This is a genomic window from Waltera sp. (assembly GCF_046969025.1).
Taxonomy (GTDB): domain Bacteria; phylum Bacillota; class Clostridia; order Lachnospirales; family Lachnospiraceae; genus Acetatifactor; species Acetatifactor acetigignens.
The window spans coordinates 46745-64600 of record NZ_JBKVQF010000020.1; the positions used below are offsets into that span (position 1 = coordinate 46745).

Annotated in this window: 15 protein-coding genes and 1 tRNA gene; 15 read left to right on the plus strand and 1 reads right to left on the minus strand. The window is 48.9% G+C overall.

Annotated features, from left to right (window positions below; all coding sequences use genetic code 11):
• The first annotated feature begins 46 nt into the window (after positions 1–46).
• The 9 genes from purM (at position 47) to coaW (ending at position 10743) form a co-directional block, all read left to right on the plus strand.
• On the plus strand, positions 47–1072 hold the full coding sequence (gene purM / locus ACLTOH_RS11425) for a phosphoribosylformylglycinamidine cyclo-ligase (protein ID WP_117465890.1): 1026 nt from the start codon (positions 47–49) through the stop codon (positions 1070–1072).
• Entirely contained in the window at positions 1066–1692 is a 627-nt protein-coding gene (gene purN, locus ACLTOH_RS11430; RefSeq protein WP_337536992.1) for a phosphoribosylglycinamide formyltransferase, read from the plus strand. The genes purM and purN overlap by 7 nt, the downstream gene beginning before the upstream one ends.
• A gap of 139 nt (positions 1693–1831) precedes the next feature.
• The gene (purD, locus tag ACLTOH_RS11435; protein ID WP_337536996.1) at positions 1832–3106 is read left to right on the plus strand and encodes a phosphoribosylamine--glycine ligase; all 1275 of its coding nucleotides are present in this window, start codon (positions 1832–1834) and stop codon (positions 3104–3106) included.
• Between the two features lie 29 nt (positions 3107–3135).
• On the plus strand, positions 3136–4680 hold the full coding sequence (locus ACLTOH_RS11440) for an SH3 domain-containing protein (protein ID WP_412224136.1): 1545 nt from the start codon (positions 3136–3138) through the stop codon (positions 4678–4680).
• Between the two features lie 154 nt (positions 4681–4834).
• Positions 4835–5212: a GntR family transcriptional regulator gene (locus tag ACLTOH_RS11445; protein WP_022312745.1), complete on the plus strand. Its 378-nt coding sequence runs from the start codon at positions 4835–4837 to the stop codon at positions 5210–5212.
• Positions 5212–7653, plus strand: coding sequence for an ATP-dependent Clp protease ATP-binding subunit (locus tag ACLTOH_RS11450; RefSeq protein WP_412224137.1), 2442 nt, complete (start codon positions 5212–5214; stop codon positions 7651–7653). Before ACLTOH_RS11445 ends, ACLTOH_RS11450 begins: the two co-directional genes overlap by 1 nt.
• Positions 7654–7943: 290 nt before the next feature.
• Positions 7944–8357 carry an endosialidase gene (locus tag ACLTOH_RS11455; protein ID WP_227062253.1) on the plus strand — a complete coding sequence of 138 codons (414 nt, stop codon included), beginning with the start codon at positions 7944–7946 and terminating at the stop codon, positions 8355–8357.
• A 133-nt stretch (positions 8358–8490) separates the two neighbouring features.
• A complete protein-coding gene (gene radA / locus ACLTOH_RS11460; RefSeq protein WP_412224139.1) occupies positions 8491–9870 on the plus strand; it encodes a DNA repair protein RadA in 1380 nt (459 codons plus the stop codon).
• Positions 9871–9909: 39 nt separating this feature from the next.
• On the plus strand, positions 9910–10743 hold the full coding sequence (gene coaW, locus ACLTOH_RS11465) for a type II pantothenate kinase (protein ID WP_022313427.1): 834 nt from the start codon (positions 9910–9912) through the stop codon (positions 10741–10743).
• Between the two features lie 490 nt (positions 10744–11233).
• On the opposite strand, the gene ACLTOH_RS11470 is transcribed toward coaW, so the two are convergent.
• Positions 11234–11304, minus strand: a tRNA-Trp gene (locus tag ACLTOH_RS11470).
• A 457-nt stretch (positions 11305–11761) separates the two neighbouring features.
• Here ACLTOH_RS11470 and ACLTOH_RS11475 point away from each other — a divergent pair.
• The 6 genes from ACLTOH_RS11475 to ACLTOH_RS11500 all read left to right on the plus strand — a co-directional run bounded on the left by ACLTOH_RS11475 (position 11762) and on the right by ACLTOH_RS11500 (position 17754).
• Positions 11762–12625, plus strand: a complete 864-nt coding sequence (locus tag ACLTOH_RS11475) for a formate/nitrite transporter family protein (RefSeq protein WP_412224140.1) — start codon at positions 11762–11764, stop codon at positions 12623–12625.
• Between the two features lie 380 nt (positions 12626–13005).
• A complete protein-coding gene (groES, locus tag ACLTOH_RS11480; RefSeq protein WP_117465883.1) occupies positions 13006–13290 on the plus strand; it encodes a co-chaperone GroES in 285 nt (94 codons plus the stop codon).
• 56 nt (positions 13291–13346) lie between these two features.
• Complete coding sequence (gene groL, locus ACLTOH_RS11485; protein WP_117465882.1) at positions 13347–14972, plus strand: chaperonin GroEL; 1626 nt, start codon at positions 13347–13349, stop codon at positions 14970–14972.
• A gap of 332 nt (positions 14973–15304) precedes the next feature.
• Complete coding sequence (locus ACLTOH_RS11490) at positions 15305–15478, plus strand: hypothetical protein (protein WP_022153764.1); 174 nt, start codon at positions 15305–15307, stop codon at positions 15476–15478.
• Positions 15479–15644: 166 nt separating this feature from the next.
• Positions 15645–17189, plus strand: a complete 1545-nt coding sequence (locus tag ACLTOH_RS11495) for a glycoside hydrolase family 43 protein (RefSeq protein ID WP_412224141.1) — start codon at positions 15645–15647, stop codon at positions 17187–17189.
• A 325-nt stretch (positions 17190–17514) separates the two neighbouring features.
• Entirely contained in the window at positions 17515–17754 is a 240-nt protein-coding gene (locus ACLTOH_RS11500; protein WP_055194534.1) for a hypothetical protein, read from the plus strand.
• The last annotated feature ends 102 nt before the right edge of the window (positions 17755–17856 follow it).

Sequence of the window (17856 nt, forward strand, 5' to 3'; positions counted from 1 at the left end):
ATTCGGAATATAACGAAAGAGCCCCTGCGGCGGAAATGAGGAGAAAATGGATTACAAGAAAGCTGGAGTAGACATCGAAGCAGGCTACAAGTCTGTAGAACTGATGAAGAAGTACGTGAAGGAGACCATGCGTCCCGAAGTAATGGGCGGCATCGGTGGTTTCTCCGGAGCATTTTCCTTAAGTGCCATTAAAGATATGGAGGATCCCGTGCTCCTGTCCGGAACCGATGGTGTAGGCACCAAGCTGAAGCTGGCATTTTTAATGGACAAGCATGATACCATCGGAATCGACTGTGTAGCCATGTGTGTGAACGATGTGGCATGTGCAGGCGGTGAACCTTTATTTTTCCTGGATTATATCGCATGCGGACGCAATATTCCCGAGAAGATCGCTACCATCGTAAAGGGCGTGGCAGAGGGCTGTAAGCAGTCTGACGCAGCACTGGTAGGCGGTGAGACCGCAGAGCATCCCGGACTGATGCCTGAGGATGAGTACGATCTGGCCGGATTTGCAGTAGGTGTGGTAGAGCGTAAGGATCTGATCACCGGCGAGAACATCAAGCCCGGTGATGTACTGGTGGGAATCGCTTCCTCCGGTGTACATTCCAACGGTTTCTCCCTGGTGAGAAAGGTATTCGATATGACCAAAGAGAGCCTGGATACCTATTATGACGAACTGGGCAAGACTCTGGGTGAAGCACTGCTTGCTCCCACCAGAATCTATGTGAAGGCTATGAAGTCTGTGAAGAACGCAGGCGTTAAGGTAAAGGGCTGCAGCCATATTACCGGCGGCGGTTTCTATGAGAATATTCCCAGAATGCTTCCTGACGGCATCCGCGCAGTTGTGAAGAAGGACAGCTACGAAGTACCCGCTATTTTCCGTCTGATGCAGAAAAAGGGCAACATTGCTGACGAGATGATGTACAACACCTACAACATGGGTCTTGGCATGGTGCTGGCACTGGATCCCGCAGATGTGGACAAGACTCTGGAAGCGCTGAAAGCAGCAGGGGAGACCGCTTACGTGGTAGGTACCTGCGAAGCCGGTGAAAAGGGTGTGACCATATGTTAAGAGTAGTCGTACTGGTATCCGGCGGCGGAACGAATCTGCAGGCGATCATTGATGCTATCGCAGCGGGCAAGGTCACCAATGCACAGATCGTCGGTGTCATCAGCAACAACAAGACGGTGAAGAGCCTGGAGAGAGCACGTAATGCAGGAATTCCTGCGGTATGTGTGTCTCCGAAGGATTATGAGAGCAGAGAAGTATTTAACGATGCGTTGCTTGCAAAGGTGAAGGAATTTACCCCGGATCTGATCGTGCTGGCAGGCTTCCTGGTGAAGATCCCGGAGGCTATGGTGCATGAATACAGTAATCGTATCATCAATATTCATCCGTCTCTGATCCCCTCTTTCTGTGGTGTGGGATACTATGGACTTCATGTGCATGAAAAGGCACTGGAGCGCGGTGTGAAGGTCACCGGAGCCACCGTGCATTTTGTGAATGAAGGCATGGATGAAGGCCCTATCATTGCACAGAAAGCAGTGGCAGTGGAAGATGATGATACCCCGGAAAGCTTACAGAGACGTGTCATGGAACAGGCTGAGTGGCTGCTTCTGCCTCAGGCGGTGGATGACATTGCCAACGGACGGATCTGCGTCGTAGACGGCAAAGTAAAGCATAACAAATGAGTAACTATTCAGAGCCAATGGGCGAAGTAATCACCATGAGCAAATAGCATACAAACATGTTATTCAGGAAAGCCTCGCAGAGGCGGTTTTGCGAATGGGGGGTGAATAGTTACGGAATAAGGAGAAACATAATATGGGTATGAAAGTATTGATCGTAGGTGGCGGTGGCAGAGAGCATGCCATTGCAACCTGTGTTGCAAAGAGTCCTAAGGTAGAGAAGATCTATTGTGCTCCGGGCAATGCCGGAATCGGTCAGATCGCAGAATGTGTTCCCATCGGAGCCATGGAATTTGACAAGATCGTTGCTTTTGCGAAGGAACAGGCCGTTGACCTGACCATCGTAGGTATGGACGATCCTCTGGTAGGCGGACTGGTAGATGCACTGGAGGCAGAGGGCCTGCGTGCTTTCGGACCCCGTAAAAATGCAGCAATCCTGGAGGGCAGCAAGGCTTTTTCCAAGGATCTTATGAAAAAATATAATATTCCTACCGCAGCCTATGAGAATTTCGATAATGCGGAGGATGCCATCAAATATCTGAAGGAGCAGGCAAATTTCCCTACCGTGCTGAAGGCAGATGGCCTGGCACTGGGAAAAGGCGTACTGATCTGCAATACGTTGGAGGAAGCTCTGGCAGGCGTGGATGAGATCATGCTGGACAAGAAATTCGGTGCGGCTGGTAATCGTATGGTCATCGAAGAGTTTATGACCGGAAGAGAAGTCAGTGTACTTTCCTTTGTAGATGGCAAGACCATCCGGATCATGACTTCTGCACAGGATCACAAGAGAGCGAAGGACGGCGATCAGGGACTGAATACCGGCGGTATGGGAACCTTTTCTCCCAGCCCGTTCTATACCGAAGAAGTGGATGCATTCTGCAAGAAATATATTTACCAGGCTACGGTGGATGCCATGGCAGCGGAAGGCAGACCTTTCAAAGGCGTTATTTTCTTCGGACTGATGCTGACACCGAACGGCCCCAAAGTACTGGAGTACAATGCAAGATTCGGTGACCCGGAGGCACAGGTGGTACTGCCCCGCATGAAGAACGATATTATCGAGGTCATGGAGGCTTGTGTGGACGGTACTCTGGATCAGATCGATCTGCAGTTTGAAGACAATGCTGCAGTCTGTGTGGTTCTGGCCAGTGATGGCTATCCGGTATCCTATGAGAAGGGTTATGTGATAAACGGACTGGAGAAGTTCAACGGAAAAGACGGCTATTATTGTTTCCATGCGGGAACGAAGCTCACAGACAAGGGAATCGTGACAAACGGCGGACGTGTTCTGGGAGTGACAGCCAAGGGAGCTACCCTGAAGGAGGCCCGTGCCAATGCCTATGCGGCAACGGAATGGATCACCTTCGAGAACAAATACATGCGTCATGACATTGGCAAGGCAATCGATGAAGCGTAAGACATGTCAGGATACAGAAGGAGTTGCAGATGAAAAAGACAGTACAGAGAACAAGTAAATTCAAGGCTTTCTGGGGAATGTTTGCATTGGTGCTTGTGCTGGGAGCAGGACTTTTTGCCGAGAATCTGGCGTTTGTCAGCCATGCGGAAAGCGCAGCCAAGGTAACAGCATCCAGTGCAAAGATCCGTAAGAGCGCGGATTCTTCCAGTGAAGTCATCGGCAGTGCGGCAAAGGATAAGACCATTTCCATCAAGAGCCAGACCAAGGGAGCGGATGGCTATACCTGGTATGAGGTATATGTGGATGCGAATACGCTGGGATATATTCGTTCCGATCTGGTAAGCATTACCGACGGATCTACCCCGCCGTCTTCTTCAACTACGACCACCATGACAACTACAACGACGACTACCGCAGCAACACCGGCTCCGGCAGTGAATGAAACACCGGTGGATGTCACAGCGGTGGAGCCTGTAAGTGCTACCGTGACGGGCGGACAGTCGGTGCGTGTGCGCAGCAATGCATCTACCACGAGCCAGATCGTAACCACAGCAGAGAACGGAATGGCTCTGACCGTCACCGGACAGGCTACCGGTACGGACGGCAATACCTGGTATCAGGTGAATTTCATCGCCAACAATACCGAAGTGACCGGATTTATCCGTTCCGATTATGTGGCGTTATCCGGAGAACTGCAGGCACCTTCCACAGAGCAGCCTGCGGAAGAACAGCCTTCGGAAGAACAGCCCGCCGAAGATACACAGACCACTTCCAAGGACTGGGATACCCAGTTGCAGGGAGATGCATGGTATCTGTTAGATATGGTAGGACAGAAACAATACAAGATCGATGATCTGTTCAGCTCTATTGACCAGATTACTGAGATCAATGCGCAGTTTGAGACCAATCAGAAGAAGATCACCAGTCAGAAGGTCGTGATCATTATTCTTGTCATTCTTCTGGTGGCAGCGGCGGCAGCAGTCACTCTGCTGATCTTCAAGATCAAGGATATGACGGATGCGGCTGATTTCTCTGATGCGGAGGAAGCAGCACTTCGCAGAAGAAGAGTGGACAGACCCCAGACCGGCAGAGGTCAGGGTGGAAGACCGGCACCTCAGGGCGGCAGAACCCAGGGTGGCCAGAAAGTGATGCATGAAGTGGGAGCAGAGAGACGTCCCGCAGGAAAGCCCGCCGGACAGGGCGGCAGACCGGTGCAGGGACAGAGACCGGCAGGCCAGCAGGCAAGACCCGCAACACAGGGAGCCAGACCTACGGCACCCCAGGCCGGAAGACCGGCACCGCAGGGAACCAGACCTGCAGCACCCCAGACCGGAAGACCCGCACCGCAGGGAACCAGACCTGCAGCACCCCAGACCGGAAGACCCGCACCGCAGGGAACCAGACCTGCAGCACCCCAGACCGGAAGATCCGCACCGCAAGTAGACAGACCGGTAAAACCGGCACAGAATAACGGTAATCCGCAGGATCCCGGCTGGAAGTCCAAGAACTTCATGTCCGATGATGACGAGTTCGAATTCGAATTCCTGAACTGGGACGGCGACGAAGAACAATAGGAATAAAAAGACCGGAAACGGCATCTTACGAGAGTGGGATGCCGCTTTCTTTTTAAAATTTTGATAAACTTTCCCGGTCTGCAGTTGACAGCACCGCCCTCACTGTTATAATAGACGTATAACAATCGGTGACAGTGGGAAGGGAGTGATTTTGATGATAATAGAGATAGATTTCAACAGTAATGAAGCGCTCTATATGCAACTGCGCAATCAGATCATCATGGGAATTGCCACGTCACAGTTTCATGAGGGAGATTCCCTGCCGAGTGTACGGCAGCTGGCGGATACCATCGGGATCAATATGCATACTGTAAATAAGGCCTATACGGTTCTGAAGCAGGAGGGCTATGTCAAGGTCGACAGGCGAAAGGGAGCCGTGATCGCTCTGGATGTGGACCGTATGCGTGCGGTGGATGAATTGCGGAAGGAACTGCAGGTAATACTTGCTAAGAGCAGCTGCAAAAATATTTCCAGGCAGGAAGTACATGAATTGATTGATGAAATTTATGAAGAATATGGAGGACTGAATTGATGCAGTCACAGTTTACGGATAAAGCGCAGAATGCGCTTGCCCAGGCCGGCAGATGTGCCAGAGGCCTGAAACAGGGCTATATCGGGACCGAACACATTCTGGTGGGACTCCTAAAGGAAGATACCGGTGTAGCCGCAAAAGTGTTGGCGGATAACGGAGTAGAAGTGGATCAGGTCATGGAAATGATCCGGGATCTGATCGCCTTTGAAAACGGTGTGGCCGTGAAGGACAAAGAGGGATATTCTCCCAGAGCTGCCCGGATTCTGGAAGAGGCACACCGCCAGGCTGCCCGTTTCGGACAGAAGCAGACCGGCACGGAGCATCTGCTTCTTGCACTGATCAAAGAGGGCGAGAATGTTGCCGTGCGTCTGCTGAACACGTTGGGAGCCAATGTGCAGAAGATCTATGTAGATACCCTGATCGCCATCGGACAGGACGGCAATCTGTACAAGGAAGGTCTGGGGAAAAAGGGAGACCGCAAGGCGAAGCAGTCTACACTGGAACAATACAGCAGAGACCTGACGGCTCTGGCCAGAGAAGGAAAATTGGATCCTGTGGTAGGCAGAGAAGAAGAGATCCGCAGAGTAGTGCAGATCTTAAGTCGCCGCACGAAGAACAATCCCTGTCTCGTCGGAGAACCCGGTGTAGGTAAGACCGCCGTGGTAGAAGGTCTGGCAGCCCGCATTGTGGCAGGAGACGTACCTTTTACCGTGCAGAATAAGAGAGTACTGACACTAGATTTGTCGGGAATGGTGGCAGGAAGTAAGTACCGTGGCGAGTTCGAGGAACGTATCAAGAAGGTATTGAAGGAAGTGACGGAGGACGGGAATATTATTTTATTCCTGGATGAACTTCATACGATCATTGGTGCCGGAGGTGCGGAAGGCGCCATTGACGCTTCCAATATCATGAAGCCTTCCCTGGCCCGTGGAGAGATCCAGCTGATTGGTGCCACCACCATTGCGGAATACCGCAAGTATATTGAGAAGGATGCGGCTCTGGAGCGCAGATTCCAGCCGGTGACTGTGGAAGAACCTACAGAGGAAGAGGCGGTCCGTATTCTGGAGGGCATCAAAGGAAAATATGAGGATCATCACCATGTGCAGATCACCCCGGAGGCCATTGAGGCTGCTGTCAGATTGTCCAGCCGTTATATCAATGACAGAAATCTGCCGGATAAGGCCATCGATCTGATCGATGAAGCTTCGGCAAGCGCAAGACTGAGTGCATTGGATGCCCCGGATAAAGCGAAGGAGATCGCTGACCGTATCCACGAGATGGATCAGGAGATGGAGAGAGCTATCCGCATGGAAGCATTTGACCAGATGGCAGAGATCAAGAAGCAGCAGGATGCGCTGGTGAAAAAATATGACCGCCTGATGAAAAAGCGGGAGAAACAGGAAGCGGGCAATGTTATCAGTATCGGTGAGAATGAAATCGCCGAGGTCGTTGCCCAGTGGACCAAGATCCCCGTACAGAAGCTGGCGGAAAAAGAGAGCGAACGACTGTTAAAACTGGAGAAGACGCTGCATAAGCGTGTCATCGGCCAGGAGGAAGCAGTGACTGCAGTGGCCAGGGCCATGCGCAGAGGCCGTGTGGGTCTGAAGGATCCCAACCGTCCCATCGGCTCCTTCCTGTTCTTAGGTCCTACCGGTGTTGGTAAGACGGAACTGTCCAAGGCATTGGCAGAAGCCATGTTCGGCTCTGAAGATGCCATGATCCGTGTTGATATGTCCGAATACATGGAAGGCCATTCGGTCTCCAAGATGATCGGATCACCGCCCGGATATGTAGGCTTTGAAGAAGGCGGACAGCTGAGCGAGAAGGTTCGCCGTAATCCCTACTCTGTTGTTCTGTTTGACGAGATCGAGAAAGCGCATCCGGATGTATTTAATGTACTTTTGCAGGTACTGGATGACGGTCATATCACGGACTCCAAGGGACGCAAGGTCAGCTTCAAGAACACTGTGCTGATCATGACTTCCAATGCGGGTGCACAGCGTATCGTGGATCCCAAGAATCTGGGCTTTGCCACAGAGAAGAGCGAGACAAAGGATTACGAGAAGATGAAATCCAATGTCATGGAAGAAGTAAAGCGCAGCTTCAAGCCGGAATTTATCAACCGTATTGATGATATTATCGTGTTCCACCAGCTGAACAATGAGAACATGAAGGAGATCGTGAATCTTCTGGCATCCAATCTGTACAAGAGATGTGAGGATCAGCTGGGGATCCATCTGACCATCACAGCAGCGCTGAAGGAGCATCTGGTATCCAAATATGCGGATAACAAGATGGGAGCAAGACCCTTGAAGCGTGCGATCCAGTCCGTGGTAGAGGATGCTCTGGCAGAGGAGATCCTGCAGAAAAAGGTGGTACCGGGAGATAAGGTATCTGCCGGATTCAAGGATGGAAAAGTTGTATTTACCGTGAAAAATTAAGTATTTGTAACTATTCAGTCACTCAATTTGCAAAATCGCTCTTGCAGAGCGTTCCTTTTGCTCATTGAGGTTACTTCGTCCTATAAATTACGTCAAAGGTTCTTACGAATGCAAGCATTCGACGTACCTATGACACAATTTACATGACTCTGAATAGTTACAAAATAAATAAAACTTTTTGTAGAAAAACAGGGTGAGATATATTATACTGTAACTATTCAAACCCCATTCGCAAAGAACGAAAGAGAAAGATGTATTGCGGATGCAGTTACTTTCAGGAGGACAGACAGATGGCAGTAGTGGAAGAAATACTTCGCAGTGAAGCAGACGGATCTATCAGTTTTGGTAATCACAAGCTGGCCAAGAAGGCAAAAGTGGAAGATTATGAGCATGCAGGAGATCTGCTGAAGGTTAAGACCTACAATGAGATGACAAAGCTGGAAAAGAACGGCATGTTTTTATATGAATCTGTTCCCGGAACCAGTGTACTGGAGTTCAAGGAAGCTGACAACAGTGTGGAGTTTATCGTAGAAGGTGACGAGGATTCCCAGATCACTGTAGGACTGAAGGACGATACCGAGTACGAAGTATTTATCGACGGTAAGAACGTAGGAACCATGAAAACCGGACTTGGCGGCAAACTGAGCCTGAGCGTAGAACTGGAAGCAGCAGGTGAAGTATCTGTTAAGATCGTAGAGGCGTAAGGACGCACTGCAAAGGAGTCCAGGCACGGAGGATATTGTAGTACTTCGTGACTGGGCTTTTTTTAAATATTCAGAGTTTCCGGAGGCGGTTTTGCGGGGGCTGAATAGGTATTACAATGATTGAGGAGAGAGCATGGCAAAAGGAAAGATGGCCACTGTATTTTTCTGTCAGAACTGTGGCTATGAATCCACGAAATGGCTGGGACAATGTCCCGGCTGCAGAGAGTGGAATACTTTCGTGGAAGAGACGATAGATAAAACGGAATTGAAAAATACCGGAAACGGTGCAAAGAGAGACAGGAGAGAGGCTTCGGAGCCCTGTGTGCTGTCGGAGATCGCTATCCGGGAGGAAAATAAGACTCTCACCGGAATTAAGGAACTGGACCGGGTGCTGGGGGGCGGCATTGTGCAGGGATCTCTGACGCTGGTAGGCGGAGACCCCGGTATCGGTAAATCCACACTGTTATTGCAGGTCTGCCATAACTTATCCACGGCGGGACATAAAGTATTGTATATTTCCGGTGAGGAATCCAAGGTACAGATCAAGATGCGGGCGGACCGTCTGGGGGCTTTTTCGGAGCATATGCTGCTACTGTGTGAGACGAATCTGGATATCATCAGTGAAGTGATCCGCAAGAGCAAGCCGGAGGTCGTGATCATCGACTCCATACAGACCATGTACAACGAGAACGTGTCGGCGGCGCCGGGAAGCGTGTCTCAGGTGCGGGAATCCACCGGTATTTTGCTGCAGCTAGCAAAGGGACTGGGAATCTCAATCTTCATTGTAGGCCATGTGACCAAGGAAGGTACGGTGGCAGGTCCCAGAGTGCTGGAACATATGGTGGATACTGTTCTTTATTTTGAAGGGGACAGACATGCGTCCTACCGTATTCTGCGGGGGGTGAAGAACCGTTTTGGATCTACGAACGAGATCGGTGTTTTCGAGATGCGGGAAACGGGACTGGCAGAGGTCAAGAATCCTTCGGAATATATGCTGAACGGACGGCCGGAGAATGCCAGCGGCTCTGTGGTGGCGTGTACCATGGAGGGCACCAGACCGCTTCTGATCGAATTGCAGGCACTGGTGTGCCACAGTAATTTCGGCATCCCCAGAAGACAGACCACCGGTACGGATTTCAACCGTGTGAACCTGCTGATGGCGGTATTGGAGAAGAGATCGGGAGTGCAGCTGTCCTCCTGCGATGCCTACGTGAATATTACGGGAGGTATCAAGATCCAGGAGCCGGCCATTGATCTGGGAATCGTGCTGGCGATTCTGTCCAGCTTCCGGAATAAGGCATTGAATCCGAAAATGGTAGCTTTCGGAGAAGTGGGATTAAGTGGCGAAGTCCGCGCGGTCAGCATGGCAAAACAGCGTGTGGCGGAGGCGGAGAAACTGGGCTTCGAGGAATGCGTGGTGCCCTACGTGTCACTGGAAGAGTGCAAAAAAGGAAGCAAAATCCGTGTCATCGGCGTCAGCTCCGTGCAGGATGCCATGGACCGATTGTTCTAAAGAAGCTTTTTAGCATTTCATTATGAGGAGGACAAAGATATGGCCGTAAGAATAGGAATTGATATCGGCAGCAGTACCACCAAGATCGTAGCTTTTGAAGGAGAACATATGCTTCCGCCCATGGCAGTCAAGGCAGACAGCCAGGTGGCATCCCTCTACGGTGCTTTCGGAAGATATCTGTATGAGAATAATCTGCAGCTTTTAGATGTGGAAGGTGTCTATATCACCGGCGTGGGAAGCAAATATGTGGAGAAAGCGGTATACGATCGTCCGACCTATAAGGTAGATGAATTCGTTGCCACAGGAACCGGAGGCTATTATCTGACGGATAAAAAGGAAGTTATCGTTATCAGTATGGGAACCGGAAGCTTTTTCGTCAAGGTGACGGAGAATGAGATGAAGCATTTAGGTGGTGTCGGCCTCGGTGGCGGAACCATCTGCGGACTGTCCTCGATCATACTGAATACCGGGGATATCCATGAGATCGTCCCTCTGTCCCGGAAAGGTGATGTGGCAAAGATCGACCTGAGGATCGGCGATCTGGCCAAGGAAAAGCTCCCCGGCCTGAACCTGGACGTGACTGCGTCCAACTTCGGCAAAGCGGATGCCCAGTCCAAGCCCGAGGACATCGCGGCTGGTATCGTCCATATGGTCATCGAGAACATCTGCCAGGCCGGAATCCTGGCCTCCCGGAACACCGGCATCAAGGATTATATCCTCATCGGTGGCCTGACCAAATTCTTCGAGTGCCGCCAGATCATCGAAGACTTCAAGAGCCTGTGGGATGTGAAGGTCACTATTCCGGAGTACTCCGATTATGCTACCGCTATTGGGGCGGTGATTGCGCCGGATGCGGAGAAAGAGGAGATTTGAGAAATAAAAAAGTAAGAGGGATTGATTTCTCAATCCCTCTTGGTGTATAATCTACTTAGAAAGGTGGTCGGAAGTGAAAATTCCGATTTGCCCTCAGTAAAATACTAGAAAAGAAATAGCATCTACTTTGGCGAGGGGATGCTATTTCTTTTTGTTATTATCGTCACCATGTCTGTCAATGTATGATAAAGCTGCAAAGACAACTAACAACAGAGTAAGTACTTCCATCGTATTCATGGGCATCACCCTCCTTTGTAAGACTAGAGGGCATCTAACAATCGGAAAATCGCATCCGCTTTCTGTTCGATTACACAAATACAGTATAACATAAATCGAACGTATGTTCAATATCATGATGAAAAACATTCTTGTTAATTCACATTAAAATAACACCCAATCATGGCGTGATTCTTCAGATCGCGCCATGGTGAGGTAAAAAGTGTTACCAAAACAGAAAATAAAAAAAGCCGATAACATCGACTTTTTAAAGCAGGGGAAGAGGGGATCGAACCCCCGTTAACGGTTTTGGAGACCGCCGCACTACCGCTGTACTATTCCCCTATGAAATTGTATCAGCTGAATCACTGACGAAAGCTATTATAGCATAGATGTTTATCATTTAGCAAGTGAAAATTTTAAATTTTTGCAAAAACTTTTGCAATTCCGGGGAAAACCACAAAAAATACCTTATAACACAATTAAAGCAGCCGCAGGCGGGAAACCTGCAGCCACTTTAATTGTGTAAAAGGGGAATTCTTCCGGAAATCTACTTATATAAGCGGTTCGGCTCTCGCCGAACATCTTAAGTATATTACACATTTCGGCTTTTGTCTACTATTTTTTTGCATAAATTTTACAAAAAAAGACTGTGTTATGACAAAAACGGTGAGAGGAAATGTATATAATCAGATACATAGGGGGAAAAGCTTGCTTCCCGACGCAGATTTCGTGTAATATAGGTAGTAAATGAGTATGAGAAAGTACGGCAGATAAGGGCTGTACGGAAATGAGGGAAAATATGGAACAGCATTTTAATACCCCGGCAGAAGTCATTGATAATAACATGAAGGCCGGAGAGGGCAAGGCACATCTTCCTCTGGGCAAGATGATCCTGTTAGGCATTATGGCAGGTGCTTTCATTGCACTGGGCGGAGCTACCAGCAGTACTGCGGCGCATGCTATTGACAACGTAGGTCTGGCCCGATTCGTAGCCGGTATCATCTTCCCTGTGGGACTGATGATCATTGTATTTGTAGGTGGAGAACTTTTCACCGGCAACTGCCTGATCGTCATGGACGTGGTAGGCAAAAAGGTGACCTGGTTCGAATGTATCCGCAATCTGATCGTGGTATATTTCAGCAACCTGATCGGCGCGCTGATCATTGATACCCTGATCTACTTTTCCGGAAATCTGGACTACACCGGCGGATTGCTGGGGGCTTATGCCATCAAAGTGGCAGTCGGCAAGGTAGGCATTTCTCCGCTGAAAGGAATTACCTCCGGTATCCTGTGTAACATTCTGGTATGTATTGCGATCCTGATGGCAGCGGCAGCTACGGATATCGTCGGTAAGGTCTGGGCGATCTTCTTCCCGATCATGGCCTTCGTAGTCGGCGGTTTCGAGCACTGTGTTGCAAATATGTTCTACATTCCCGTAGGCATGATGGCTGCACAGAATCCCGCGTATGTTGCAAAGGCACAGGAAGCATACGGCCTGACCGCAGAGCAGATCCAGGGACTGACAGTACTGCACAGCCTGAACAACTTTATTCCCGTTACCATTGGCAATATCTTAGGCGGAATGGTATTCGTAGGAATCCCCTGCTACTTTATTTATAAGAAGAGGTGGCAGAAATGGCATGAGGAATCCAAGAACGCATAGGACGGGAAAGTAAATACAGAGCGGAACAGAAGCAGCTTGGGATAATGATAAGATCCCCGGCTGCTTTTTGCTTATACGATGTAACCGGTATAGCTTTATGTCTGCACAGGAGTTTGCAAGGGATGAACCGGATATGGATTTTCAGAATTATAAACGAAATATTAAATCGCATTTTTACACATGTAATATAAAAACATTAGAAAAACGGAGATAAAACGAGAAAATAAAAGAAATAGTTATTTAAATAACGGTGAATGCGTTTGAAAAACTCGGCATATAAAACTAATATAAACTATAGAAATTAGCACTCGATAAAAATGAGTGCTAACAAATGAAAAAGAGTAATATGATATTTAAATAGTTATAAGGAGGCAGTTGTCATGAGTTTGAAACCTTTAGGTGACAGAGTAGTATTAAAACAGTTAGTTGCAGAGGAGACTACCAAGTCCGGTATCGTGCTCCCCGGTCAGAATAAGGAAAAGCCCCAGCAGGCAGAAGTTGTTGCTGTCGGCCCCGGCGGTGTCGTAGACGGTAAGGAAGTAAAGATGGAAGTTAAGGTTGGCGATCAGGTCATCTATTCCAAATACTCAGGAACCGAAGTAAAGCTGGATGATGAAGAGTACATCATCGTAAAGCAGAGCGACATCCTTGCAATCATTCAGTAATTGCAAACCTAAAAAGAAATTAAGACTAAGAACAAATAAATTGGAGGCTGATTATTATGGCAAAAGAGATTAAATACGGCGCAGAAGCCCGTGCAGCATTAGAGGCTGGTGTAAACCAGCTGGCAGATACCGTAAGAGTAACCTTAGGACCCAAAGGAAGAAACGTAGTACTGGATAAGTCCTTCGGCGCACCCCTGATCACCAACGATGGTGTTACCATTGCAAAAGAGATCGAGCTGGAAGATGCATTCGAGAACATGGGTGCACAGCTGGTAAAGGAAGTAGCTACCAAGACCAACGATGTAGCCGGTGATGGCACTACCACCGCAACCGTTCTGGCACAGGCTATGGTAAATGCAGGGATGAAGAACCTGGCAGCAGGTGCTAACCCCATCATCCTGAGAAAAGGTATGAAGAAAGCAACCGCATGTGCAGTAGAAGCCATCGGTAAGATGAGCCAGAAAGTAAACGGCAAGGAGCACATCGCAAGAGTAGCTGCAATCTCCGCAGGGGATGAGGCTGTAGGACAGCTGGTTGCAGATGCTATGGAGAAGGTAAGCAACAACGGTGTTATCACCATTGAAGAGTCCAAGACCATGCAGACCGAACTGGATCTGGTAGAAGGTATGCAGTTCGACAGAGGTTATATTTCCGCTTACATGGCAACCGATATGGATAAGATGGAAGCTGTTCTGGATAACCCTTATATCCTGATCACTGACAAGAAGATTTCCAATATTCAGGAGATCCTGCCTCTGTTAGAGCAGATCGTTCAGTCCGGCGCTAAGCTGCTGATCATCGCTGAGGATGTAGAGGGCGAGGCACTGACCACCCTGATCGTTAACAAGCTGCGTGGTACTTTCAACGTAGTAGCTGTTAAGGCTCCCGGCTATGGTGACAGAAGAAAAGCTATGCTGGAGGATATCGCAATCCTGACCGGTGGTACCGTGATCAGTTCCGAGCTTGGTTATGAACTGAAAGATACCACAATGGATATGCTGGGTCGTGCAAAATCCGTTAAGGTACAGAAAGAGAACACCGTGATCGTAGACGGTGAAGGCGATAAGGAAGCATTACAGTCCAGAATCGCACAGATCAAGAAGCAGATCGAAGAGACCACTTCTGATTTCGACAGAGAGAAATTACAGGAGAGACTGGCTAAGCTGTCCGGTGGTGTTGCAGTGATCCGTGTAGGTGCTGCTACCGAGACCGAGATGAAGGAAGCTAAGCTTCGTCTGGAAGATGCTCTGGCAGCTACCAGAGCAGCCGTAGAGGAAGGTATCATCTGTGGTGGTGGTTCCGCATACATTCATGCATCCAAGGAAGTTGCCAAACTGGCAGCAAGTCTGGAAGGTGATGAGAAGACCGGTGCAGGCATTGTCCTGAAAGCACTGGAAGCACCTCTGTATCACATCGCAGCAAACGCAGGACTGGAAGGCAGCGTTATCATCAACAAGGTACGTGAGTCTGAGGTCGGTGTCGGTTTCGATGCTCTGAAAGAGGAATATGTAGATATGGTAAGCGCAGGCATCCTGGATCCCGCAAAGGTTACCAGAAGCGCCCTGCAGAACGCTACCAGCGTAGCAAGCACACTGCTTACTACCGAAAGCGTTGTAGCTAACATCAAGGAAGACACCCCTGCAATGCCCGCCGGCGGCGCAGGCATGGGCGGAATGATGTAAGCGTCAGGACCGCTTTGACGCAGCCGTGCTAAAAAGGGAGCACACTATGCAAGCTAGCTTGCAATAGTGCGCTTCTTTTTTAGTGCGGATATGGCGAAGTCCAGCGGATATCGCATGAATTGCGAAGCAATTTATGCGATAAGCCGCTGCTGCGTCGAAGTCTTCGGGTGTGGCATTTGTTTTTTATGGGTGTTTATCGAGAAAATCATAAGTGCGAAGCACGTGCTCTGCAAAGCAGAGCGATTTTCGAAGATAAGGCGGCGTCCCCTTGACTCTCCCCCAAAAACCTCTTAAACTTATCTCAAACACATCAAAGAAAGAGGTATACCCCTATGAATCGTTTTGAATACATCGTAGAAAGCATTGACGGCGATTATGCCCATCTTCGCAGAACAGACATTGAATCCGATGAATTAAAGCTGGTGGCCCGCGCGCTGCTTCCGCCCGAGATCATGGAGGGCACGAAGCTGTTATACGAGTGGATGCAGTATTCCATTATGGAATAATTATGCCAAATTTTGAAATGTCCGGAGAAAACGCAATATTTGTCATAAAATAAAAGGGAAACTGGCACGACAGGAGAGTTGGTAAAGAATACACTTATAGTATGAGCGTGGTACACGCAGCTTTGCGCAAATAGAAAGACTAATACATGTAAAAAGGAGACTCCCTATGAGTGAACCTAGAACTTATCATAACCCTGTACAACGCGGTTTTTTCCCGGATCCTTCGGTGATCCGTGTCGGTGACGATTATTATATGGTGAATTCCAGCTTCCAGTATTTTCCGGCAATTCCCATTTCCCATTCCCGGGATATGGTGCACTGGCATATCATCGGCCATGCCATCACGAACCCGGAATGGCTGGACATCAGTGACATCCGGGATTCCCACGGAATCTGGGCACCGGATATCGAATATGTGGACGGAAAATACTATATCTATGTAACCTTGCGTCTGAATGCGGATGGCAAGCGTGACAATAACGTGATGCGCAGACAGCTGGTGATGGTATCTGACAAGCCGGAAGGACCCTACAGCAAGCCGGTATGTCTGGAAGTGGATGATATCGACCCCTCACTTTTTGTGGATGATGACGGCAGCAGATATATGATCATAGCCAAGGCGGCACAGGCGGTTCCTCTGACTGCGGACGGACTGGCGGTGGCTGGTCCTGCGAAGACTGCATGGGAAGGCACAGGCGAGCGCTGTTCCGAAGGCCCCCATATCATGAAAAAAGACGGTTACTATTACGCTATCGTGGCAGAGGGTGGTACCGGCTACGGTCATGGAATCAATGTGGGAAGAAGTAAGAATTTCTATGGCCCCTATGAATGTTCTCCCTACAATCCGGTCATGCGTCAGAAGGATCCCACAGCCCCCATCCAGAGAGCCGGACACGGCAAACTGGTACAGGATCAGAACGGTCAGTGGTGGTGCTATTATCTCTGCGGAAGACCTAACGAGGGCAACTATACTACCGTAGGCAGAGAGTCTGCTCTGGATCCCGTACAGTGGACGGAGGACGGCTGGTTTACCGTCAACGAAGGAAAAGGTCCCAGCCTGACACAGATCGCACCGGATCTGCCGGAGTGTATTTATGAGAGAAATCTGCTCGACGATTTTAACGATACAAAGCTGAATCTGGAATGGGAGTTCGTCCGTAACCCGGATAACGGTTCCTGGTCTCTGACCGAGCACCCCGGATATTTCCGGATCTGGACCAGAGATGGACAGCTGAATGAGATCCGGGCGAAAAATACGTTGTTGCGCAGAGAACAGGAATTGTCCTACGTGGCAGAGACGAAGCTGGAGTTCTACCCGGATAAGGACGGAGAACAGGCGGGACTGACCTGCTATTACAGTACTGCTACTTATGCCAGATGCTCCCTGTGTTATGAAGGCGGCCGAAAGATCCAACTGGTCATCAACCGCAACCACGGTGAGGAATTGATAGCGGAAGTGGATAATGTGAAGGAGACCCCGGTGTATCTGAAGGTAGTGGTGGAGAAGCTGACCAGAACTTTCTATTACAGCTATGATGGTCAAAAATGGGAAAAGGTCGGAGCTCTGGAGAACTGTATTTACCTCTGCGACGAGGGCGTGCCCGACGATCCCAAGCGTCACACTGGTACGCTGGTAGGCATCTACGCCAACAACGGAGGCTGCGGAAGCCGCAAAGCAGCGGATTTCGATTACTTCAAATATGAGGATTAGACAAAAATGAAGGTGCGATTTTGGCTAAAAGTGCGAAAAAGTCGCAACTGTGAGAAATCTGTTTGCCAAATAGTCGAAATAATGGTAAAATAATTATGGTCCTGGATGTAAGCACTTACATTTCAGAGCCGACAGGAACAAATGCAACGCATAGTTTCATACATCTCTTTTCAAAAGATCCCGGGTGAGCAGCCCGGGATCTTTTGTGCATCTGAGGTTTGTGCATCCGAAGCAGTCTGGAATAGAAAATAATAGAAAATAATTTCAAAAAATTTATAAGATTTTGTCGAAAACTGTCACGTATATAATGTAGTGAGGTTTTAACATGACTAAAGACGAAGAAATCAGAATGATAAATGAAAAACTGGATTTTTATGTAATGGAGGCAAGTGATGAGGAGTTCGATACCGAAGAGGTACGCAAACTTGTGAAGCGATTAGATGAATTGGATCCCATACCATTGCCGTGGAAATCGGATGAGGAAGCATTGAAAGACTTCTGGGATTATTGTGAAGAGAGACAGAGGGAAGAACGTATAATAGCAGAGATGAAAATTAAGGGCTGAGAAGTCAGTGCCTTTGGAAAAAGTATGTGGTAAAATATATATACGAGAAACGAAATGCTGCAAGAATTGCCAGACGTAGGTCAATTCATCCTAGCTATGGAT